At 42.3% G+C, this 21,639-nt stretch carries 19 protein-coding genes and 1 tRNA gene; 6 read left to right on the forward strand and 14 right to left on the reverse strand.

Annotated features, from left to right (window positions below):
- Positions 1–38: 38 nt before the first annotated feature.
- The 5 genes from rsfS to MST17_RS02730 form a co-directional block, all read right to left on the reverse strand.
- A complete protein-coding gene (gene rsfS, locus MST17_RS02710; protein ID WP_078191283.1) occupies positions 39–440 on the reverse strand; it encodes a ribosome silencing factor in 402 nt (133 codons plus the stop codon).
- 73 nt (positions 441–513) lie between these two features.
- Positions 514–1,311 (reverse strand): hydroxypyruvate isomerase family protein, encoded by a 798-nt coding sequence (locus MST17_RS02715; protein ID WP_078191282.1) that lies wholly within the window; start codon positions 1,309–1,311, stop codon positions 514–516.
- 42 nt (positions 1,312–1,353) lie between these two features.
- The gene (locus MST17_RS02720; RefSeq protein ID WP_180026760.1) at positions 1,354–2,223 is read right to left on the reverse strand and encodes an NAD(P)-dependent oxidoreductase; all 870 of its coding nucleotides are present in this window, start codon (positions 2,221–2,223) and stop codon (positions 1,354–1,356) included.
- A 32-nt stretch (positions 2,224–2,255) separates the two neighbouring features.
- Complete coding sequence (locus tag MST17_RS02725; RefSeq protein ID WP_180009005.1) at positions 2,256–3,044, reverse strand: crotonase/enoyl-CoA hydratase family protein; 789 nt, start codon at positions 3,042–3,044, stop codon at positions 2,256–2,258.
- A gap of 111 nt (positions 3,045–3,155) precedes the next feature.
- Complete coding sequence (locus tag MST17_RS02730) at positions 3,156–5,963, reverse strand: ATP-binding protein (RefSeq protein ID WP_180026759.1); 2,808 nt, start codon at positions 5,961–5,963, stop codon at positions 3,156–3,158.
- A gap of 153 nt (positions 5,964–6,116) precedes the next feature.
- Here MST17_RS02730 and cysM point away from each other — a divergent pair, with 153 nt between their 5' ends.
- The 5 genes from cysM (at position 6,117) to MST17_RS02755 (ending at position 12,353) form a co-directional block, all read left to right on the forward strand.
- Complete coding sequence (gene cysM, locus MST17_RS02735; RefSeq protein ID WP_078191278.1) at positions 6,117–7,037, forward strand: cysteine synthase CysM; 921 nt, start codon at positions 6,117–6,119, stop codon at positions 7,035–7,037.
- A 32-nt stretch (positions 7,038–7,069) separates the two neighbouring features.
- Positions 7,070–7,888 (forward strand): 3'-5' exonuclease, encoded by an 819-nt coding sequence (locus tag MST17_RS02740; RefSeq protein WP_180009011.1) that lies wholly within the window; start codon positions 7,070–7,072, stop codon positions 7,886–7,888.
- Between the two features lie 6 nt (positions 7,889–7,894).
- The gene (gene rlmD, locus MST17_RS02745) at positions 7,895–9,283 is read left to right on the forward strand and encodes a 23S rRNA (uracil(1939)-C(5))-methyltransferase RlmD (protein ID WP_180026758.1); all 1,389 of its coding nucleotides are present in this window, start codon (positions 7,895–7,897) and stop codon (positions 9,281–9,283) included.
- 33 nt (positions 9,284–9,316) lie between these two features.
- Positions 9,317–11,623, forward strand: coding sequence for a bifunctional (p)ppGpp synthetase/guanosine-3',5'-bis(diphosphate) 3'-pyrophosphohydrolase (locus MST17_RS02750; RefSeq protein WP_078194183.1), 2,307 nt, complete (start codon positions 9,317–9,319; stop codon positions 11,621–11,623).
- Between the two features lie 79 nt (positions 11,624–11,702).
- Positions 11,703–12,353: a hypothetical protein gene (locus MST17_RS02755; protein WP_180026757.1), complete on the forward strand. Its 651-nt coding sequence runs from the start codon at positions 11,703–11,705 to the stop codon at positions 12,351–12,353.
- A gap of 62 nt (positions 12,354–12,415) precedes the next feature.
- Here the strand turns inward: MST17_RS02755 and secF are convergent, their stop codons facing one another.
- From secF to queA, 8 genes are all read right to left on the reverse strand, one after another.
- Positions 12,416–13,378: a protein translocase subunit SecF gene (secF, locus tag MST17_RS02760; RefSeq protein WP_111885820.1), complete on the reverse strand. Its 963-nt coding sequence runs from the start codon at positions 13,376–13,378 to the stop codon at positions 12,416–12,418.
- A 10-nt stretch (positions 13,379–13,388) separates the two neighbouring features.
- Positions 13,389–15,287 carry a protein translocase subunit SecD gene (gene secD / locus MST17_RS02765; RefSeq protein ID WP_180026756.1) on the reverse strand — a complete coding sequence of 633 codons (1,899 nt, stop codon included), beginning with the start codon at positions 15,285–15,287 and terminating at the stop codon, positions 13,389–13,391.
- Between the two features lie 54 nt (positions 15,288–15,341).
- Positions 15,342–15,671 carry a preprotein translocase subunit YajC gene (yajC, locus tag MST17_RS02770; RefSeq protein ID WP_078191271.1) on the reverse strand — a complete coding sequence of 110 codons (330 nt, stop codon included), beginning with the start codon at positions 15,669–15,671 and terminating at the stop codon, positions 15,342–15,344.
- A gap of 106 nt (positions 15,672–15,777) precedes the next feature.
- Entirely contained in the window at positions 15,778–16,908 is a 1,131-nt protein-coding gene (tgt, locus tag MST17_RS02775) for a tRNA guanosine(34) transglycosylase Tgt (RefSeq protein WP_078191270.1), read from the reverse strand.
- A gap of 80 nt (positions 16,909–16,988) precedes the next feature.
- The gene (locus MST17_RS02780; RefSeq protein ID WP_180026755.1) at positions 16,989–17,885 is read right to left on the reverse strand and encodes a DUF4303 domain-containing protein; all 897 of its coding nucleotides are present in this window, start codon (positions 17,883–17,885) and stop codon (positions 16,989–16,991) included.
- Positions 17,886–17,965: 80 nt separating this feature from the next.
- Positions 17,966–18,532, reverse strand: coding sequence for a LemA family protein (locus tag MST17_RS02785; RefSeq protein ID WP_078191268.1), 567 nt, complete (start codon positions 18,530–18,532; stop codon positions 17,966–17,968).
- 54 nt (positions 18,533–18,586) lie between these two features.
- Complete coding sequence (locus MST17_RS02790; protein ID WP_180026754.1) at positions 18,587–19,615, reverse strand: hypothetical protein; 1,029 nt, start codon at positions 19,613–19,615, stop codon at positions 18,587–18,589.
- Between the two features lie 21 nt (positions 19,616–19,636).
- Complete coding sequence (gene queA, locus MST17_RS02795) at positions 19,637–20,677, reverse strand: tRNA preQ1(34) S-adenosylmethionine ribosyltransferase-isomerase QueA (RefSeq protein WP_180026753.1); 1,041 nt, start codon at positions 20,675–20,677, stop codon at positions 19,637–19,639.
- A 178-nt stretch (positions 20,678–20,855) separates the two neighbouring features.
- Between queA and MST17_RS02800 the strand changes: the two genes are divergently transcribed.
- A tRNA-Leu gene (locus MST17_RS02800) sits at positions 20,856–20,942 on the forward strand.
- A gap of 257 nt (positions 20,943–21,199) precedes the next feature.
- Here the strand turns inward: MST17_RS02800 and MST17_RS02805 are convergent.
- Positions 21,200–21,499 carry an HNH endonuclease gene (locus MST17_RS02805; RefSeq protein ID WP_168378735.1) on the reverse strand — a complete coding sequence of 100 codons (300 nt, stop codon included), beginning with the start codon at positions 21,497–21,499 and terminating at the stop codon, positions 21,200–21,202.
- Positions 21,500–21,639 lie beyond the last annotated feature (140 nt).

Consider the following 21,639-nt stretch of genomic DNA (forward strand, 5'->3'; position numbering starts at 1 on the left):
AAAAAAGCGACCTAATTAGGTCGCTTTTTTCTGGAAGCTTAAGCTACAGTTTCTGGAGCTGTACGCCATAAGCTTTCTAAATCATAGAATTTACGTGCTGTAGGTAACATCACATGTACCACTACAAAACCGAGATCAATCAGGATCCATTCAGCATCACGTTCGCCTTCAACACCGATAGGGCGGAATCCAGCTTTACGTGCTTCTTCTGCCACGTTGTCTGCAAGAGACTTAATGTGACGAGTTGAAGTACCGCTCGCAATAACAATCGCATCTGCTACGTTGCTGATAGTGCTGATATCAAGTTCAATAATATCTTTGGCTTTTACATCTTCAAGTGCTTCACGTACAACAGCTAAGCAAGCTTGTACGTCTTTGATTTGCGTTGATTTTGCGAGATCGAGAGAATTAGAAGCGCTGGGCGATGGTTCTAAATTCATAGAGGGTATGATTTCCTGACAATTTTACATGATCTAATATAGCGGTTTTGTTGCTGAATTTCAAATCAACACGTCATTGGCCATTGGCTAAATGAGGGAAGTATTTGTCTTTCCACGCAAAAGAATGTGATGAGTTGCTTCGTGGTCGGTATTCAGCCGCGATGTAACCTGTATATTGGCTTTGATCTAACCATTTAAAAATCTCTGCAAATGGAATCTGCGCTGAGTCAGGTTCATGTCGCCCCGGACAGTCAGCAAACTGTATGTGACCGATATCCTGAATATTTTCTGCCAAAGTACTGAGAATATCTTCACCCATCATCGCCATGTGGTAGCAGTCATATTGCATCTTCAAAGTAGAGTGTTGTACAGCTTCAAGCATTTCCTGAGCTTGGGCAATATTTTGCACCAAAAAGCGCGGCATATCAGTGCCATTAATCATTTCAAATACCGGTTGAATATGATGTTCGGACAACATGTGGCATGCCAGTTTAAGGTTGCTCGACAAGGTATTTAAACATGGGAGTAAGTCTGCATCTTGGGGCTGTTTGCCGGCTAAAATATTGACACTCGGTACATTTAACGCAGTGGCATAGCGAATACATTGCTCTAAGGCCTGATGAAATTGATTTTCACGCCCCGGAACTCCCGCAAGACCATCGCCGCCTTGCATCAAATCACCCGCAGGGACATTAATTAAACACAGGCTTAAATCATTGATAGTGAGCTGGGTTTGGATTTGCTCAATACTCAGCTCATACGGAAACTGAATTTCTACATGCTTAAAACCATGTTCACGAGCCAAAGCAAAACGCTCTAACAACGGCACTTCGGTAAAAATCATGGATAAATTAACCGCGAGCTGAGTCATGTATATCGTCCTTGAAGCAATTTACTTCTAAAGTGAAAGTCGTTAGTTTTGTTCGACATGTTGAATGATGGTGGCTAAATCTTTTTCTGCAAAACCATTGTCCTGATGGGCTTTGAGTTGCGATAAAGCAAGGCTGGCAACAGGGATGCTTAACTCAAACTCGGCGGCCAGTTGGACTGCATTATTCAGGTCTTTAGATAAAGTTTGAACTTTCCATTGCACGGGCTCGAACTGATGTGTTGCCATACGTGGAGTTAAAATCTGAAAAGGCTTTGAATCTGCAAAACCACCGGCAAGCGCTGGTGCTAATAACGTGGTGTCTACACCTGATTTCTCGGCCAGTGCGACAGCTTCTGCGATTAACGTGCTATTGGCAGCGACGATCAGCTGATTACAAATTTTGGTGGCTTGACCTGTACCTGAGTCGCCCATGCGAGTAACACGTTGAGATAAAACATTGTAAATCAGACTCAAATCTTGAATCGTTTCAGCATCACCACCGGCAAAGATGACCAAGGTGCCTTGTTCAGCACCGGCTGTGCCCCCCGAAACAGGAGAGTCAATCCAAGTGACTTGTTTCAACGTTGCAGTATGAGCCAATTGATGGGTTTGATTTACAGAAAGACTCGAGAAGTCGACAATAATTTGTCCTGCCGCTAAATGGGTTTCGATGCTTGCATACACCGCGGCAACAGCAGCATCATCTGCGAGACAAGATAAAACCACAGGATAATGGGCAATCTTCTCCAATTGAAGCGCTGTCGCGCCAATCGCAATCAACTCATCACACGCAGCAGCAGTTCTGTTCCACACCGCTACTTCAAATCCTGCCTGAATGAGACGCGTGGCCATACGGCTACCCATCAGCCCCATACCTAGAAATGCAATTTTTGTATTACGATCAAACGCCATGTGCTGTACTCAATCTATCCTGTGTGACTATTTTACTTATATTGGCGTGGTAAAAACTGAACCTCTGGGTTCTTGTCTTTTTTACGTGCCAATTGGCTGTTTTTGCCGAGCAATAATTTTAATTGCCAGATTTTTTCTAAGCGTAAAGAGCGTTTTGGACTATGTTCCATGGCATCTAGCACTTGTTTTGCCGCTGCCAAGGCATCTGGAGAACGTTGTGATAATTCTTCGGCTAACTGCTGCGCCTGAAGCAAAGGTTGTTCATTTAAATGTGTCACCAATCCAATTTCCTTGGCATATTCTGCGTCAAAAATACGTGCTGTTAAGGTTAATTCTTTGGCTAAATCCAGTCCAATCACACCTTTGAGTGAGCGCGTTAAGCCCATATCAGGGACTAAGCCCCAACGACTTTCCATAATCGACATTTGCGTTTTCGGGTGGGCAATACGGATATCGGCAGCCAAGGCAAGTTGCATGCCTGCACCAAAGCAAAAGCCTTCAAGTGCGGCAATCACCGGCACAGGAAGCTGTTGCCAAATCAGGAAGGCTTTTTGAAATAAACTTTGACCGGGCTTTAACAGTTCCCACGCGGCATAGGCACGATTTTTTGGATCATTTAGGTCAGCCAAATCAATGCCAGCACTAAATACATTGGCTTCACCGGTTAAAATGACACAGCGTAAGCTACGATCTTTTTTTAATTTTTCAGCGGTGCTGACCAATTCTTTGAGCAATGCAAAGCTCATTGCATTACGTTTTTCTGGACGGTTTAAGTAAACCGTTGCAATGCCATTATTTTTTTCTACTCGTAATAAAGCCATGGTAATTACTCTTGTTGTTTCTGCGCCCGAGCATAGCATGCACCCTGACAGGATACATGACAGTGCAGTCACAACAGAAGCTAGACGGCACTGACTTTAGTCGGACTGCGCTTAATTATTTTGTTTGGCTAAGATTTGTTGAGCTGCGTGTTCAACTTGAGCCATGACATTTTTTAACTCATCAAAACGGTTCAGGGTTTCTTGGACAAAAGCGTCATCTGCTTTACGGCGTTCCTTACGTAAGGTCGATACAAACTGCTCAAAATGACCTGAAACCTCTTGGAGGGTCGGAGCGCCCACATAGCGGGTTGCGCCATAAAGCCGATGTAGCACATGCTCTAATTGTGGAAAATCTTCATCTTCGATGAGCTGTGCCATTTCATGGGTTTCTTGCTCAAAGCTATCGACGAGCATTTTCAGTAAATCGACCGCAAGGTCTTCTTTATTCGCGGCCAACTGCAAGCTTTGCTGCCAATCTAAAATACTTGGCTCTAGGGCTTCAATCACCGAACTGCGCTCTAAAACCGGTACTTTCTTAAAGTTATCGGTAGTCCATTGAGTCAAGATTTGAATAATTTGATCCATTTGAATGGGCTTGGTGACATAGTCATCCATACCACTTTGCAGAAGCTTTTGTTTTTCATCCGAGAGCGCATGTGCCGTCAATGCAATAATTGGAAGGCGCTTATGATTTTCAAAGGTCGACTCAAGTGATCGAATGGCACGCGTGGTATCAACACCTGACATCACAGGCATTTGAATATCCATAAAGATGAGGTCAAAAGCTGCCAAACCTTGCTCTTGGCGAGCTTGAATGATTTCAATGGCTTCTTGTCCACTTAAAGCCTTGGTGGTTTTCACATTCAGCTCAGAGAGCAGGGCCTCAAGCACAATCAGGTTTGGCAAATGGTCGTCGACAGCCAAAATGTGCAGACCTTGACCATTAAATTCTTCATGCTGCTCTTGATCAAACCACGGCTCATTACTCAACAACTGAATCAGCGCTGTACGGCTGAGGGGTTGATGCAATGGGCGAGCACGGTACTCGTTCAACATGTTTGGATCGAGCATCATTTGATAGCCATAAACCGCTAAGTTACCGCTATACCGATGACGAATTTCTTTCAGTAAAGCTTCGGAGTCGCCGCTATGATCGACGATCAACCAAGTATTTTCATTGGTTTGCAACTGATTAAGTCTACTAAATAAATCAAGGATCGACTGCGTTTCAATATGCTCAACATCATAATTTTCTAAATAATGACGTAGGACATTGGCAGTTGCTGGGTGCGCCAAATAAGACACAACTTGTAGATTGCTAAATTGTGGATGCACAATTTCAATTTCTTCATCGACCACAAAGCGCGCAGTAAACCAGAAGGTTGAACCTTTTTCTGTTGGCGCACGTTCTTGGTTATCTTCAAAACCAATTTGTCCATGCATTAGGCTGACCAATTGTTTGGAGATGGCAAGACCTAAACCTGTACCGCCAAATTGACGGGTCACAGATGCATCACCTTGTGAGAAGGATTCAAACAGTTTCTTGCGGTCAGTACCGCTTAGGCCGATACCACTGTCTTGGACACTAAAGTGCAGCAGACATTGACCGATGTCATCATGCTCCATACGGACACGGACAATAATTTCACCATCTGGAGTGAATTTAATCGCATTTGAAATTAAGTTGGTCAAAATTTGTTTGAAGCGAAGGGCATCACCAACCACAAATTTCGGCACATTGTCCGCATAGTAGAAGGTCATATCGATGTGCTTTTGTGCTGCCAATGGTGACAACATATCCATCACATCAAAGACGGCTTCTTCTAAGTCAAATTGCGCAGTTTCAAGTTCTAATTTACCTGCATCAATTTTGGAGAAATCAAGCACGTCATTAATTAAAGCCAATAAATGCGCTGAAGATTTACGAATCGTTTGTAGATATAAATTTTGCTCATTACTGAGGTTGCCTTGGCGCAGTAAAAGATGAATAAAGCCATCAATACTGTTAAGTGGCGTGCGCAGTTCATGGGAAATATTGGCTAAGAACACCGACTTCGACTGATTGGCATGGATCGCTTGGTCACGAGCTTGACGATAGGTGATGTTTTGCACTTCCAAAGTATCGAGGGTGCGTCTTAAGTCATCTTCAGTTTGTTCGGTATGTTCACGTAACTCTAAGAAACTGAAATGCAAGCGTTTAACCACATTGGCAATATCACGCTGTAATAAACGGAGTTCGCCAGTACTGTTAATGATCATGTGCTGATCTAGGGTGTCGGCATTTAAACGTTGTAACTGCATACGAATTTCGTACATTGGTGCAATCCAACGACGTGAATAGAAATTCAAACACAGCAAAAGTAATAAGAGCGTCAATAAACCTGTTGCAATCAACACGATTAACACGCGATAGCGGGCAATTTGCAGCGGTTGATTATCCAGTTCAATGCTTAACCATGCCGGCGTCTGGGTTGAATCTGAAATTTTCAGGGCATAAACATGGTTACCCTGATGTGGAATTGGTCCAATAAAAGATGCTTTACTGTCAAAAGCAGGCCAAATAGCTTGATCTTGAAAGCCAATGCTCAGGCGGTTATTGCCTTTGAAATCTATAATCGCAGCACGAATCAAATGTTTTTCGTTCAACATGCTTTGCATGGCATTACGAGCTTGATCAAACTGCCACGGATAATGGTTGAGCAACTCTATAGCCGATTCTGATGTCGGTTGATAGCGCGTCAGAATCGCAACAGCCATTTGTCTTTGTTGTGCTTTGGCTGCATTGGAGGTTTCTGTTATTACCAACATCGCACCGACACAGGCCAAAATGGTGATCGGCACAAAAATAAGTGCAATCAACTGACCATAGGCATGATTTAAGTGTAGGCGTTTAAAAAGCTTTTTGTTGATATTTGACATGGTTTAAGCAGTTTATTCCTTATGCCCCGAATATTAGCATGGATTATTTAAAACTGATTGTGCTTTAATCACTTTCGCGAAAAAGCGAGGCAAATGGGTGCAGGCAAAGGCATTTTTTCATACAATAGGCGCACCTCGATATAGGTGTGAATAATGAGTAATACAACCCCTGATTTTCAAGCAGACGATTTTTTATTAGACCATTACGTCGGCAACACGCCGTTAGTGCGTTTACAACGTCTGGCAAGTCATACTCAAGCAACAGTATTAGCCAAGTTAGAAGGCAATAACCCAGCGGGTTCGGTCAAAGATCGCCCTGCATATAACATGATTATGCAAGCGGAAAAGCGTGGTCAGATTAAACCGGGTGATACGTTGATTGAAGCGACGAGCGGAAATACAGGGATTGCTTTAGCCATGGTTGCTGCAATGCGTGGCTATAAAATGACTTTGATCATGCCTGCAAGTTCTAGCCAAGAGCGTAAAGATGCCATGCGTGCCTACGGTGCCGAACTGATCGAATCAGAAAACATGGAAGAAGCACGTGATCTTGCCCTTCAAATGGAAAAAGACGGCAAAGGTTTAGTCCTAAACCAGTTTGGTAACCCGGACAATGTAGAAGCACATTACCTCACTACGGGTCCAGAAATTTGGAAACAAACGGGCGGTAAAATTACACATTTCGTCAGCTCTATGGGAACCACCGGGACCATTATGGGGATTTCGAAATATTTAAAAGAACAAAATCCGGATATTCAAATTGTCGGTTTACAGCCGTCTGAAGGCTCAAACATTGCTGGTATTCGCCGTTGGCCACAAGAATATCTTCCTACGATTTTTGACCCTTCACGTGTTGATCGTATTATGGATATTCCGCAAATTGAAGCGGAAAAAACGGCTCGTCGTTTAGCGCGTACAGAAGGTATCAGTGCAGGTACATCATCGGGTGGTGCGGTATGGGCTTCAGTTAAATTGGCTGAAGAAAATCCGGATGCCGTGATTGTTTGCATCGTATGTGACCGTGGTGACCGTTACTTGTCTACTGGTCTATTCTCTGTTGTTGATCCTGAATAATTACAGTGGCCGAACGGCACTGGTGAGTACTTATGCGTTTACCTGTTTTAATTTTTGATATCGAAACACTGACAGATTTGAAGTCAGGTGCGCATTTGTATGGACTGGATCTGCCTGAGGTGGATCTAGATGCTGCGCTGACTAAACTGCGTCGCCAAGAGGCGGGCACGGATTTTCAGCGTTTGGCCTTGCATGAAATTGTCTGTATCTCTGGACTATGGATTGATGAAAAGGGCATGAAGTTGTTTTCATTTAGCCGTGAAGACAATAGCGAAGCTGAAATTTTAAAAAAATTCGTTTCTATTTTTGAAAAGCGTCATCCGACCTTGGTCAGTTGGAACGGTTCACAGTTTGATTTGCCTGTGATTTTGTTCCGTGCCATGTATCACGGACTATCTGCACCAAGTTTGTTCGATCAGGGCGAGATTGATACGCAAAAGCGCTATAATAACTACCAGAATCGTTATCATCATCGTCATGTAGATTTGATGGATGTCATGGCCATGTTCCATGGTCGTCATTTTCAAAAGCTCGACGATGCAGCACATTTACTTGGTTTCCCCGGTAAACGTGGTGATGGTGGCTACCATGTGCCTGAATATGTGCGTGAACAACAGTGGATGGAACTGACCAGCTACTGTGAAGGTGATGTGCTCAATACATGGTTGATTTATTTACGCTGGCTGTTGCTGAAAGGACAGTTATTGTTAAATGATCATCAGCACTTGATTCAAAGTACGATTCAATATTTACAAACTCAGCCGCAACACGCTGACTTTTTATTGGTATGGCAGCAAACCTCGCAACGTACCGAATTCACCCAATCTGATTTCCCATCTTCCACACATTAGGTACGCATGAAACACAAAGCCAAACCCCAAAAAGCCCAACAACCCATTTATACATTTCAGGTTGAATCGCTTTCACATGAGGGGCGAGGCATAGCGCACTTTGGGACGCATCCAGATCATCCTGCAGAAAAACACGGTAAGAAAGTCTTTATCCGTTATGCCTTGCCGGGTGAAACGGTGCGTGCGCGTATTACTAATGTCGTTAAGCGTCTCGAAGAAGCAGACAGTCTGGAATTACTGAGTGAAGAGTCTGCTCTACGGGTTAAACCGGCCTGCCCACATTATGGGGTTTGTGGTGGGTGTAGCATGCAGCATATTCATCCCGACGAGCAAATTCGTTTAAAACAAGATGTTTTACAATCACATTTGCAACATTTTGCTGGGATACAACCTGATCAATGGTTAGCTCCTTTACGTTCATTGCGTGAAGACTACCGTCGCAAAGCACGTATTGGTGTGCGTTACCTACCTGCAAAAGATAAGCTTGTGGTTGGCTTTCGTGAAAGCCAGTCAAATAAACTGACTTCGATTGACCGTTGTATGGTGTTGGATCGTGAGTTTGGCTCCATCACCACACTCAAACAACTGTTACAAGGTCTGCAAGGTAAAGCAGATATTGGGCATATGGAACTGGCCATGGGAGATCAAGAAATTGCTCTCCTGATTCGTCATACGGCGGAACTTTGCGCGGAAGATGTCAACCAATTAGTAAAATTTGCGTTACATAAAGAGTGGCAACTGTACTTACAACCTGAAGGGCCAGACAGCTTACATCGTGTGGATCATTCCGATGCACCGATGCGTCTGCACTATGGTCTAAGTGACTTTGCTGTGAAATTTGGCTTTAATCCTCAGGACTTCACGCAAGTGAATTCCACGATTAATCCGCAAATGGTGAAACTGGCATGTGAATTGCTTCAGTTACAACAGGGTGAGCGAGTTCTAGATCTGTTTTGTGGCTTAGGAAACTTTTCTTTACCACTTGCTCAATGTGTGGGTTCAACGGGTCAAGTCGTTGCAGTTGAAGGGAGTGAAGAAATGGTTCAGCGTGGTGCAGAAAATGCACAAAACAATGGCCTTTCGCAACTGAAATTTTATTCACAAGATTTAACAAAAGATTTTTCGCATCATTCTTGGGCAAAACAAGGATTTGATGCATTATTGATAGACCCACCACGTTCTGGTGCAGAAGAAATAATGCGTTATGTGCCCAAATTTGGTGCAAAAAGAATCGTTTATGTGTCATGTAATCCTGCAACACTAGCACGCGATGCTGGAATGCTGGTACAACAAGGCTACCGTTTGAAAAAAGCGGGTGTCATGGACATGTTTACCCATACAGGGCATGTCGAATCGATTGCTTTGTTCGAAAAAGAAAATCAGATAAACGATTAAAAGTTATGAAGCGTAGAAAACTAGGAGTAGGGTATGGTCACAGTACGTGAACAATTACCTGGACGTCTCAATGAGCTGTCTCAGGAAACGACTGTAGAACATGCCGAGCAAGCACAGCATGATTTGGCTGAATGGCTAGAGCGTGTGAGTGGCATGTTTGACGGGGCTCCTCTAAAGCAACTCGAAGAAGTTGCACATCTGACCTTACAGAATGAACTTGAAACAACGGTCAACCATCGCTCGAATACCTTCTATACCGGTATTGAAATGGCGGATATTCTTGCTCATCTGTATGCGGATGAAGATACGTTATCAGCAGCCATGCTGTATCGAAGTGTTCGTGAAGGCGTAACCAGTTTAGAAGAAGTCCAAAGCAAATTTGGCGATCAAGTGCATGCTTTGGTGAAAGGCACGCTTGCCATGGGTAAGTTGTCTGACCTGATTGAGCAAAATAAACGTCTAGAAGATCATTTTAATAATAACCAACGTGAACATTTGACCGGCATTTATAAAATGCTGATTTCGGTGACCGAAGATGTACGTGTTGTATTAATCAAACTTTCTGAACGTACCTATGCATTACGTGAGTTGGCGCACTCAACCAAAGAGCGTCAAGAGCGTGTCGCACGAGAAATTTTAACCATTTACTCGCCGCTTGCGCACCGTTTAGGGATTGCACAGCTTAAGTGGGAGCTTGAAGATCTTGCTTTCCGTTATCTAGCACCTGAACGCTATAAAGAAATTGCCTCTTTACTGAATGAAAAACGTTTAGAGCGTGAACAATATATTCAGTTCGTGACAGAAAAGTTACGTAAAGAACTATTAGATCATGGCATTGAGGCCGAGATTAATGGTCGGGTGAAACACATTTATTCGATTTATCGAAAAATGAAGAGTAAGAACCTGAGCTTTGATCAGCTTTATGACATTCGAGCGGTTCGTGTTCTGGTGGATAATGTACCTGAGTGTTATCACACACTGGGGATCGTTCATCAGATTTGGCGTCATATTCCGCATCAGTTCGATGATTATATTACCAACCCGAAAGCCAATGGTTATCGCTCACTGCATACGGCCGTGATTGCAGAGAACAAATCTTTAGAAGTGCAAATTCGTACGCACAATATGCACGAAGAAGCTGAACTCGGGGTGTGTTCGCACTTTAACTACAAAGAAGGTTCTAAAACCACAGATTATTCATTTAATCATCGCTTACATTCTTTGCGTGCAGTGCTTGAACATTATCAAGAACGAAATGATGCTAGCGCCCATAAAGAAGATGAGGCTTCTGAAAACTTCGAACAAATCCAAGAGTTTGAAGATTTTGAGAAAATCTATGTGTTTAGTCGTGATGGTGATATCAAAGAATTACCACGCGGTTCGACCGTGCTTGACTTTGCCTATCATGTGCATACTGAAGTGGGCAACAAGTGCTATGCAGCACGGGTGAACCAACGTTATGTACCTTTAACCTATACCCTAAAAACTGGGGAGCAGGTCGAGATTTTAACCAAGAAAGATCGTGAACCGAACCGAGATTGGTTGGTGAACTCGCTGGGTTATATCAAGACGGCTCGTGCACGTGACAAGTTGCGTCATTGGTTCCGTCAGCAAGACCGTAGTAAAAACTTGGAAGTGGGACGTGAGATTCTGAATAAAGAATTGTCACGTTTGGCGATTCACCCGAAAAGTATCGATTTGAATGATTACTGCAATCATTTTAATGTGAAATTGGGTGAAGATATATTGATTGGCTTGGTGAGTGGTGACATTAGCTTGCATGCTTTAATCAATCAGGTTAACCGTCATATGCACCTCGATCAGGATGAGCCTGAACTGGTGTTAAAACCAACCTTGAACCCACGTGCAAGTCATACGCTTTCGGCGCATGGTATTTTGATTGATGGTTTGGACAATGTAGAACTACACATTGCTCAGTGTTGTCAGCCTGTGCATGGTGAATCGATTGCTGGTTATATCACCCTGAATCGTGGCGTAAGTATCCATAAGGTCGCATGTCCGGATTATATCCGTATGATTGGGCAAGAGCCTGAACGTGCGGTTGAAGCGGATTGGGAAATGCAGCCAACTCGTGGTCAAAGTGTGCAAATCGTGGTGGAAGCTTATGACCGTCGTGGTTTGCTTAAAGATCTGACTCAAGTGATTTTCTCAGACCAAATCAATATTCGTCAGGTGAATACCATTTCCGAGAGTGATGGTATTGCCAATATGAAGCTGTTGATTGAAGTGAAAGGCTTGGCGCAGTTGTCGAAACTGTTGGCACGTCTAGAGCAACAACCAGGCATTATCAGCGCACGTCGCTTGGTACAAGGTAGCTAAAAATAAAGCTGTATAAAAAACCCGCTGCGTGCGGGTTTTTTATTATATTGGGGGAGAGAAATTATAAAATTGAATGCTTATGCTGCCTTCAGAGCTTTTTGAAAAGCGTCGACAGAATCTAACACAAGCCATTGACCATTGGGTGGCAACAGGCCCCTTTAAAAATGGTAAAGCTGTGTGTGAACATTTTGGCTTAGCGGTTCCTTTAATTTCCCAATTATTAAATAGTCATCGGCAGATTGGAGAGAAATTTGCACGTGAATTAGAGTCACAATTGGGACTCATTAAGGGAAGTTTAGATAATGAGGTTCAGTTTATAGAACAAGACAAGTGCACTGAGGAGCAAGCAAGCTTGGTCCTTTTTGAAATGCAGGTGGTTGAGACACAGGCATTTTCTTTAAAACCGATTTCAAATGATTCATCTCAATATTCAGCATTATTTAAAAACACTCAAGACCTGTATTTGATTCGCATCACAGCATCGTATTATGCCCCTGTATTACAAGAGGGTTGGCTTGTGGTCTGTGATGAACGGCGAGGGGTAGAGAGATCGGATCTAGCCTGTGTATATTTGCGAAATGGCTTAAATTTAATTTTAAACGTGATACAGCAAACAGATGATACATGGCAATTTGCAAGTCTAGACCAAAAACGACAGGTAGAATTCCTGCAATCCGATATTAAAAAGTTACATCCTATTATTGCGATTTTGCCTAGCTCATTTATTTAAGGTAGTCGCATAAAAAAACCCATCCGAAGATGGGTTTTGATTTGAACTATAAGTCGAAAAGCTTAAGGAATCTCTTCTTCTTCAAATTCAGGCTTCACTTGTACAATGAAGTCTTGACGGTTCAGGCCACGCCATAGCGCGAAGGCTGTACCAATGTAGATTGATGAATATGTACCCACAAATACACCAACAAACATTGCAACAGAGAACCATTTCAGACCATCACCGCCCAGTACCATCATCGCCACAACAACCAGTAATAGTGTCATAGAGGTGTGAATGGTACGGCGAAGTGTTTCAGTTAATGCACTGTTGACAACTTCAAGAGGCTCAGCACCACGAATCTTACGGAAGTTTTCACGAATACGGTCAGATACAACGATGTTATCGTTGAGCGAGAAACCGATAATCGCGAGTAGTGCAGCCAAAACTGTTAAGTCAAACGGCCACTGCATCATGGCAAAGATACCAATGGTCACCACGATATCGTGGAATAAAGACAGTACAGCACCCATCGCAAGTTTGAATTCAAAGCGAATAGTGACATAAACCAGCATGAGCAGTAGGGCAAGACCTACAGCGCCAGCAGAACGCACGTAGAGTTCATTACCGACTTGACCGCCAACTACATCAACTTTATGTACTTCTGCTTTATTGCCTGGCAATTGAGCAGCAGTCGTAATGGCTTTGGTTAAGTCTTCAGCTTCAATGTCTTTTTGAACTGGCATACGAACCATCAGGTCGCGGTCAGATCCTAAGGTTTGTACTACAGGGTCTTTAAAACCAGCTTTTGTCAGCGCTGAGCTCACATCGGTAGATTTTACTGGTTGACTATAGTTCAACTCTGCTGCCACACCGCCAGTAAAGTCCAAACCGAGGTTTAGACCTTTGGTGCAAATAAAAAAGATACTTGCGAGCGTTAAAATAATCGATATCAAGGCTGCCGGTTTGGCAATCTTCATAAATGGAATAATGCGCTCGTTGTCCGGACGGCCGTATTGTTTCGGTTGAGTATTTTCAGTCATCTTCGATCTCCTAAATGCTCAACTTCTTCAGGTTACGTTTTTTACCATAAATGATTTGTACGATTGCACGTGTCACAGTAATTGCTGTGAACATTGAGCACACAATACCAATCATTAGGGTAACCGCGAAGCCTTTAATTGGGCCTGTACCAATTGCGAACAGAATGAAAGCCACCAAGAATGTGGTTAAGTTGGAGTCAAAGATGGTGTTATACGCACGATCATAACCCGCAACAATCGCCTGTTTCGGCGAGGCACCCCATTTAATTTCCTCTCGTATCCGCTCACAGATCAGTACGTTGGCATCGACCGCCATACCAATGGTAATTACGATACCTGCAATACCCGGAAGGGTGAGGGACGCGCCAATCCAAGACATGATGGTTAAAATCATGGCAAGGTTAACCACGAGTGCAAAGTTGGCAATCAAGCCGAACACACGGAAGAAGACCACCATCCAAATCGCAACCAATAAGAAACCGATTTGAGTTGATAACACGCCTTTGTCGATGTTTTCTTGACCGAGACTCGGACCAATCACACGTTCTTCCACGAAGTACATTGGCGCTGCCAATGCACCTGCACGTAGCATCAATGCAAGTTCAGACGCTTCTTGAGGTGAATCCAGACCAGTAATACGGAACTGAGAACCCAATACGGCTTGAATCGTTGCCGCATTGATGACCACAGATTCGGTATAAGGTGTACGAACTTCAGTTTGTGTGCCTGTTGTAGGATCTGCAACATAACTAATTTTTTGTTTGTTCTCGATGAACAAAACTGCCATTCGTTTGCCTACAGCATTACGAGTGGCTTCAGACATCAACTTACCGCCCGCAGTATCCAAAGTAATATTTACTTCAGCACCACCTGTATCTTGGCTAAAACCTGATGACGCATTTTGTACACGTTCACCTGTTAAGATACGGTTACGGTTAAGCAATAATTGACGACCGCTGTCCAAAGATTCATAAGCAAATACTTCTGTACCTGGCGGTAATGAGCCTTTTGCTTGACCTGTGTAAGGATCGATATATTGATCATTTAAGTCAGAAACTAAGCGGAACTCAAGGTTTGCAGTACGACCAAGTACACGTTTTGCTTCAGCAGTATCTTGTACACCCGGTAATTCAACCACAATACGGTTGCTACCTTGAGTTTGCACCAATGCTTCCGCTACACCTAACTCGTTAATACGGTTACGTAAAGTTGTTAAGTTTTGGTTGACAGCATAAGACTGAATTTCTTGTTTACGTGTATCTGTGTAGCTTAGACGAAGAGTCGAACCTTCAGTTGTTGCAACCGCTTGTTGAGTATATTCATTGCCGTTACGACGAAGGAAATCCATAGCTGCAGAACGGTCATCATTATTTGCAAATTGCATCGTAATGGTGTTGTTGTTCAAAGATAAGCTATTGAATTTTAATTTATTGTCACGAAGTTGGCGACGTAAGTCAGCCGCAGACGTTTCCATACGTTGTGAAATGGCTTTGTCCATATCCACTTCAAGTAGGAAATGTACACCACCACGTAAATCCAGACCCAGCTTCATTGGTTTAGCACCAATTTTTTGTAGCCATTCTGGGGTAGTAGGCGCAAGGTTCAGTGCGACGACATAATTTTCACCGAGCCCACGACGCAGTGCTTCTTTCGCTTTTAATTGTTGTTCGCTCGAATCAACACGTAATAAAGCGGCATTATTGGTGAAGTTATTGTCATGGCTGGCAATATTTTCAGATTTTAAAATCTGCTCTGCTTTTTGTACGATGCTTTGGTCAATCTGGGTACCGGCTTTGGCACCTGAAATTTGAACAGCAGGTTCATCAGGATACAAACTTGGCAGGGCATATAATGTACTGATGGCTAGTACCACTAGAATCAGTAGATATTTCCATGCTGGGTAACGCATTCGTTTTCTTCTTAAAATGAAAAAAGCCGTGCGGGTGCACGACTTATTTTTTGATTAAAGGTTATTTAGAGTGCCTTCAGGCAGAACTGAAATCACACTTGCGCGTTGTACTTTTACTTCTACGCCACGGTTCAGTTCAACAACTGCAAAATCACCTTCGATTTTTGTGATTTTACCCATTAAACCGCCCGCAAAAACAACTTCACTACCAACACCTAGGCTTTCAATTAGTGCACGATGTTCTTTTGCACGTTTTGATTGAGGGCGCCAGATCAAGAAGTAGAAGATTGCGACAAATACCGCAATCATCAACAGGTTTGCCATCATGCTCGGTTGCTGTGCAGCTTCACCTGCCGCGTGAGCAGTAGAAATAAAAAGGCTCATTTCATTTTCCTAAACTAAAAAAACTGGTTATCAATACTTTGATAAATAAATTGGACTTGTTCAGCAATTTACCTTGTCTTTTTCTTCAGCGCAAATGCTGAAAGAATTAATCTTGAGGACAAGGTGGCACTTCCATGCCGCGACGACGATAAAAGTCTTCAACAAACTCATCAAAAGTGCCATGATCGAGAGCATCACGCATCGCTTCAGTCAGACGCAGGTAATAACGTAAGTTATGAATAGTACCGAGCATCGAACCGAGCATTTCGCCGCATTTCTCAAGATGGAAGAGATAAGATTTGGTGAAATTTGTACAGGTATAGCAGTCGCAATGTGGGTCAAGCGGACTTTGATCATGACGATATTTGGCATTGCGAATACGCACTAAACCGTCAGTCACAAAATAATGACCATTACGTGCATTTCGAGTTGGCATCACACAGTCAAACATATCGACACCGCGACGAACTGCTTCTACGATATCTTCTGGTTTACCGACACCCATCAAGTAACGTGGTTTATCCGCAGGCATTTTCTCTGGAAGATAATCCAATACTTTGATCATTTCTTCTTTAGGTTCGCCAACAGACAAGCCACCAATGGCATAACCATCAAAATCAATTTCTTTGAGACCATTTAAAGATTCATCACGTAAATCTTCATACATGCCGCCTTGGATAATACCAAACAGGGCATTACGGTTTTTCAGCACGTCATGATGTTGAGTCTTACAACGTTTCGCCCAACGCAATGAAAGCTGCAGTGATTTTTGCGCTTCTTCATGTGTCGCAGGATAAGGCGTACATTCATCAAAAATCATCACGATGTCTGAATTCAGTGTGTGCTGAATATCCATCGAAATTTCAGGAGATAAAAAGACTTTAGAGCCATCAATCGGAGAGCGGAAAGTTACGCCATCTTCTTTAATTTTGCGCATAGCGCCAAGACTGAAGACTTGGAAACCGCCTGAATCTGTCAAAATCGGGTTATTCCATTTCATGAATTGGTGTAAACCACCATGTTCACGAATAACATCTAGGCCTGGGCGTAGATATAAATGGAAAGTATTACCCAAAATAACTTGGGATTTAATTTCTTTAATGTCACGTGGGAGCATGCCTTTTACAGTACCGTAAGTACCAACAGGCATAAACATAGGTGTTTCAACGACACCATGTTCAAGGGTTAAACGGCCGCGACGAGCACGGCCCGATTGCGCCAATTTTTCAAACTTCATACAAGGTCCAGATCAAGGCGAAAAAACAGTTCGCTGATGGTAAGAGTGCTAAAAGTGCTCTATTTTCCTTGATTCTGCGGTTAAACGCTAGCTTTGTCGGGTGTTAAGTCTGTAAATTTATAGATTGCATCTTGTGACAAGGCTTCATTTGAACTCTTGGCATTAAAATAGAACTGGTTAATTCGCTGCAAAATTTCTTCTTTATCCATCGCAAATGTACCTTTCGGGTCCGATGTCATGGCCACGATGCTGTCAATAAGCTTTTGAATATAGGGATTCGTGGTTGCATAGCTTTTTTCTAAGCTTAAAAGATAGACTTCATTGGCTACATGTAAATAGTTATAAGGTTGTATTTCAACGATTTGAGCCAAATCAATCAGCAGGTCTTTATCATACTGAGACAGCTTCATACGCTTGTGTAAGCTGTCGAGTTTGAGCGGTTGCTTGGATTTGAGAAAATCGTCAAGTTGTGTGCTTGGAGTATTTAAAACCTGAGCTGAATAAATTTCTATTTCGGGCTGTGTCGGGACCGTGATAAAAAACAGAATATTGTCCAGTTCTATGCCGTAGGACTGAACCAAGTCGACTTTTGTTTGTTGTATGGCATTGAGCAAGATTGAAAGATGGTTAGTTGACTCAGACTTCATTGAGCTTTCGATCGAAGATGGATTGAGGTCTAAAAGACCCACTTCATTTACAGATGTTAGTTTAAACTGCGCCAAGTCTTGGTTGAGGGAAAGGGCACTACGAGAGCGCCATTTCGACACATTCCATCGATCATGCGCTGCAAGATATTGAGCAGAATATTCATCTTCGGCAAAAATACTACGCTGCGTAGAGACTGCGATATAGTCTATGGATAAATAGGGATTGAACGCCAATGTACATGCGTAAATATGGTCGTCTTGGTGCTGCTCATAGAGTTTGAAAAACGCCTGAATCAGCACATTTTTCAGTGCATTAATTTGATTTTGCATATTTTATTTTTCTTTCTAGTTTTGGAGGTGCTTGATCACCTCATCATTATTTTTTTACTTTGGTATGTTAAAGCCCGAACTTAAAAGTTCGGACGATAATCAAAATTTTGGCTGGCAGCTTGATCGCGGAAAGGGCGAACCGCTTTTTTACTCAGCAATAGCGTATTAATAATATTGTTAGGAAACACTTGAATGTGGTTGTTGAACAACTCAACGTTGCGGTTAAAAATAGTAATCGCCGCACCGACATTTTCGTTTTGTTCTTCAATTTCATTCATCATTTTCAGATAAATATCATTGGCTTTGAGCTCTGGGTAGTTTTCAACCACAACATTCAGGCTGCGCATTAGATCTTGATTTAAGGCTTCAATACGCTGTAATTGGCTGACATCGGTACTATTGACGTTCAAATTCATAATATTTTGACGGAGTTCAGTGACTTTTGCCAAAGTCCCTTGTTCAAAATTCGAATATTGCTCAACCAGTGGCTGTAATCCATCTAAAATTTTGATTTTTTGACGTTCATAGCTGGCTACATCTGACCATGCACGAATGGTTGCATTGTGATGTCGGACAATGTTGTTGCGAATCATGATTGCACCAATCACCAATGCAATGATGATTAAAACAAAGATCAAAAGCCCCATAAAATTTTATCCTCAAGATAAAAGGTCGTAATTTAAAGCATTATTGTATGAAATCTATTTTAAAAACTGCGTTAAGTCGTTTTTCAAATTTTCTAAAGCATTTAATTTAAAGGTTCTGAGATGTCCACGCAATGCAGAAACATCCTGAATTCGTTTTGCTTTACTACTGACTTTAAATAAATCTGTAGAGCCAAGATAGCACATTATTCGGTGGCTCGGATGAAATAGCAGATCACCTTCACGGTTTTGAAAAAAATCCGCTAGTCGAAGGACAAAGCCCGGGCTGAGCAATTTAGCGATTTCCATTTGGTTATTGCCATAAAACTTTAATTTTTGATTGGTTTGAATGTCGCTGCTGTGCCAAGGAAAACTATAGGGATAGCCAAAGTTTTTGCCTGTTGCAGATACGGCAAGTCCATGGATGCCAATATCAAAAACAAATACGCCCCACAAGTCTTTATGAATTTCTTTAACCGTGACTTCATCACCGTCTTTGTCACGTACTTTCAGTTCATTCACATAGTGATAATGAAAGACCATGACTTGATGCTGTTGCTGATTTTCATCTTCCCAAACGGTGCTCGCGAAGGTCTGAATATCATTCGAAAGGCTGCCTTGCTTAAATACGGGGAACATACGTTTAAGATTGCCAATAAATTGTAGATTATTCAGCGGCATTGAAATGTATTGAGGCTGTCGGTTAAAAGCCAGTTGGTATTTTTTTGCGATGCATTCGGTTTCCAAAAACGCAATAACATCTTCGAGCGGGTCATCTTTTTCATAGCTGATATAGGCCCAGAACACCATGGCCAACCCCACAGCAAAGCAGAGCTGTGCCCAGCCATGATCGGGCTGAATTACAATAAACAGCATGAATCCGATACCCAGTGCGGCTAAAGCTAGGGGGAGTAAATTTTCAAATTTGAGTGTAATGGGAGCATTCCATGGATGCAGTCCATCGAGGAGCTCTTGGTGTGTTTTTGCATTTCGGCCTATATCCCAGAGCCGAGCGATATTCTGAAAAACCACAGCATTCTTTTTTCGACGAATATGGATGGAGTGCTTTACAGAATCTATCGGCATAGGGATGATTTCGGCGTAATTTTATTTGTGGTTAATATTATCAATTAACATCGCATCACCATAACTAAAGAAGCGATATTGGCTCTCGACGGCATGGTGATAGGCATTCAAAATATTATCTCGACTGGACAACGCTGACACTAACATCAGCAAGGTAGATTCAGGTAAATGGAAGTTGGTAATTAAACGATCGACTACTTTGAACTCATAACCTGGGTAGATAAAGATCTGTGTATCACCAGTCCAACCCTTGAGTTCGCCGCCATTGGCTTGAGCTGCACTTTCAGTCGCGCGAGTCGCTGTAGTACCGACAGCAATGACTTTATTGCCACGTGCTTTTGTTTCACGGATTAAAGCCATAGATTCTTCTGATACGTCACACCATTCGCTGTGCATGATGTGGTTTTCAATGTCATTGGTGCGCACGGGTAAGAATGTACCAGCACCCACATGCAAGGTAACAAAGGTTTTATTTACGCCTTTGTCTGCCAATTTTTTGAGTAGCGCTTCATCAAAATGTAAGCTTGCTGTTGGTGCTGCAACTGAAGCCAATTTGGTCGGATCGTTAAAAACAGTTTGGTAACGTTCGGTATCAATCGCTTCTGCTTCACGGTTAAAGTAAGGCGGAATCGGTAAAGCACCGTATAAATCTAAAACTTGTAAAATAGGCTGTGAAAATTCCACAACAAATAAGTTTTCATGACGGCCTTGAACGGTCACTTTAACTTCGTCTGGACCAATAAATAATTCCGCACCTTGTTTAGGCGTATTGCTGGCTTTAATGTGGCAATGTGCGGTTTTCGGGTCAAGAATACGTTCAACTAAGACTTCAACTGCACCACCAGTTGCTCGTTTGCCTTTTAAGCGGGCTTTCATCACTTTGGTATCGTTCAGTACCAATAAGTCACCTTCATTGAGCAAGTCTAAAATGTCAGTGAAATGATGGTCGTGATATTCGCCATTTAGATCGAGATGGAGCAGACGTGATGCACTACGTGTTTCGAGTGGATAGCGGGCAATGAGTTCGTCGGGGAGATTGAAGTTAAAGTCAGAAAGTTGCATGTTAAGAAATCTGAAAAGGGGATAATGAAATTTGGCTTAGTATAAGCTTTTTTGGGTTTTAACGCTGAAATTGATGGATTATCCATCTAAAAATTCTTATACGGTTTATTTTTAATCAAATGAGAACATCATGCGTTGACAAGTTTTTGAAACAGTTTATTATACGTTTCAACACCTTCCCGAGGTGGTGAAATTGGTAGACGCGGTGGATTCAAAATCCACTATCAGAGATGATGTGTCGGTTCGAGTCCGACCCTCGGGACCAAAATTCTAAAAGACCCCAAGCTTATTAAGACTTGGGGTTTTTTATGTCTAAAAGTAATGAATTATATAAAATTCCTAGAAAATTTCCAATGATTTCACTAGCCACGTTTCAGGTGGTCACTTCGTAAAATGAGTACCTGAATTTTGTTTGGGTACTCATGGTGGAATCAGATGCTAAGCTTAAATTATTAGATCAATACAATAATCAAATGTGATTGATCGGGTGTCTTATAGGGCTTGTAGTATTTAAAAGATTTATTAACTATCTAAAGCTACTTTGATGACATCTGCAATTGTCTCAGTGTTGACACCTCTTTTTCGAGCATTCTCAGAGTGGAACCAAGTTGCTAAGTCTTTATTGCCTTTAGATGCATTGCAGCCAACACAGCACAATGCAATATTGGTTAAGGTTGTAATTCTTATATCGTTGATAATGTGTTCCCAAGACTTCTTGTTGGCTCTTTCAGTGCCAAACTTTTTGCCGCAATATACACAGCACAGGTCTCGCTCCGAGACCGCATCCTCTATGTGCTTTGGTATTCCCCATGAATTTGCCATTTTAGGTTTTCCTTATTTTAGGGCTGTAGTTGAATGAAAAATCCTAACCTTTGATAAATCACATTCATAAAATTTAGATCTAAGCATTAAATGAAAGAGTTGTCATAACACTATATAAATGAGGGTATAAAAAAACCAGC

This window comes from Acinetobacter sp. YH16056_T, from assembly GCF_024605895.1.
Classification (GTDB): Bacteria; Pseudomonadota; Gammaproteobacteria; order Pseudomonadales; family Moraxellaceae; genus Acinetobacter; species Acinetobacter amyesii.

Excerpts from the sequence above, each read along its gene's own strand:
- MST17_RS02780 (WP_180026755.1), bottom strand. The coding sequence starts at position 17,885 with ATGCAAAATCAAATTAATGCACTGAAAAATGTGCTGATTCAGGCGTTT.
- cysM (WP_078191278.1), top strand. The coding sequence starts at position 6,117 with ATGAGTAATACAACCCCTGATTTTCAAGCAGACGATTTTTTATTAGAC.
- MST17_RS02740 (WP_180009011.1), top strand. The coding sequence starts at position 7,070 with ATGCGTTTACCTGTTTTAATTTTTGATATCGAAACACTGACAGATTTG.
- MST17_RS02785 (WP_078191268.1), bottom strand. The coding sequence starts at position 18,532 with ATGGGGCTTTTGATCTTTGTTTTAATCATCATTGCATTGGTGATTGGT.
- MST17_RS02725 (WP_180009005.1), bottom strand. The coding sequence starts at position 3,044 with ATGGCTTTATTACGAGTAGAAAAAAATAATGGCATTGCAACGGTTTAC.
- secD (WP_180026756.1), bottom strand. The coding sequence starts at position 15,287 with ATGCGTTACCCAGCATGGAAATATCTACTGATTCTAGTGGTACTAGCC.
- MST17_RS02750 (WP_078194183.1), top strand. The coding sequence starts at position 9,317 with ATGGTCACAGTACGTGAACAATTACCTGGACGTCTCAATGAGCTGTCT.
- yajC (WP_078191271.1), bottom strand. The coding sequence starts at position 15,671 with ATGAGCCTTTTTATTTCTACTGCTCACGCGGCAGGTGAAGCTGCACAG.
- MST17_RS02715 (WP_078191282.1), bottom strand. The coding sequence starts at position 1,311 with ATGACTCAGCTCGCGGTTAATTTATCCATGATTTTTACCGAAGTGCCG.
- MST17_RS02730 (WP_180026759.1), bottom strand. The coding sequence starts at position 5,963 with ATGTCAAATATCAACAAAAAGCTTTTTAAACGCCTACACTTAAATCAT.
- secF (WP_111885820.1), bottom strand. The coding sequence starts at position 13,378 with ATGACTGAAAATACTCAACCGAAACAATACGGCCGTCCGGACAACGAG.
- MST17_RS02790 (WP_180026754.1), bottom strand. The coding sequence starts at position 19,615 with ATGCCGATAGATTCTGTAAAGCACTCCATCCATATTCGTCGAAAAAAG.
- queA (WP_180026753.1), bottom strand. The coding sequence starts at position 20,677 with ATGCAACTTTCTGACTTTAACTTCAATCTCCCCGACGAACTCATTGCC.
- tgt (WP_078191270.1), bottom strand. The coding sequence starts at position 16,908 with ATGAAGTTTGAAAAATTGGCGCAATCGGGCCGTGCTCGTCGCGGCCGT.
- rlmD (WP_180026758.1), top strand. The coding sequence starts at position 7,895 with ATGAAACACAAAGCCAAACCCCAAAAAGCCCAACAACCCATTTATACA.
- MST17_RS02805 (WP_168378735.1), bottom strand. The coding sequence starts at position 21,499 with ATGGCAAATTCATGGGGAATACCAAAGCACATAGAGGATGCGGTCTCG.
- MST17_RS02755 (WP_180026757.1), top strand. The coding sequence starts at position 11,703 with ATGCTGCCTTCAGAGCTTTTTGAAAAGCGTCGACAGAATCTAACACAA.
- MST17_RS02720 (WP_180026760.1), bottom strand. The coding sequence starts at position 2,223 with ATGGCGTTTGATCGTAATACAAAAATTGCATTTCTAGGTATGGGGCTG.
- rsfS (WP_078191283.1), bottom strand. The coding sequence starts at position 440 with ATGAATTTAGAACCATCGCCCAGCGCTTCTAATTCTCTCGATCTCGCA.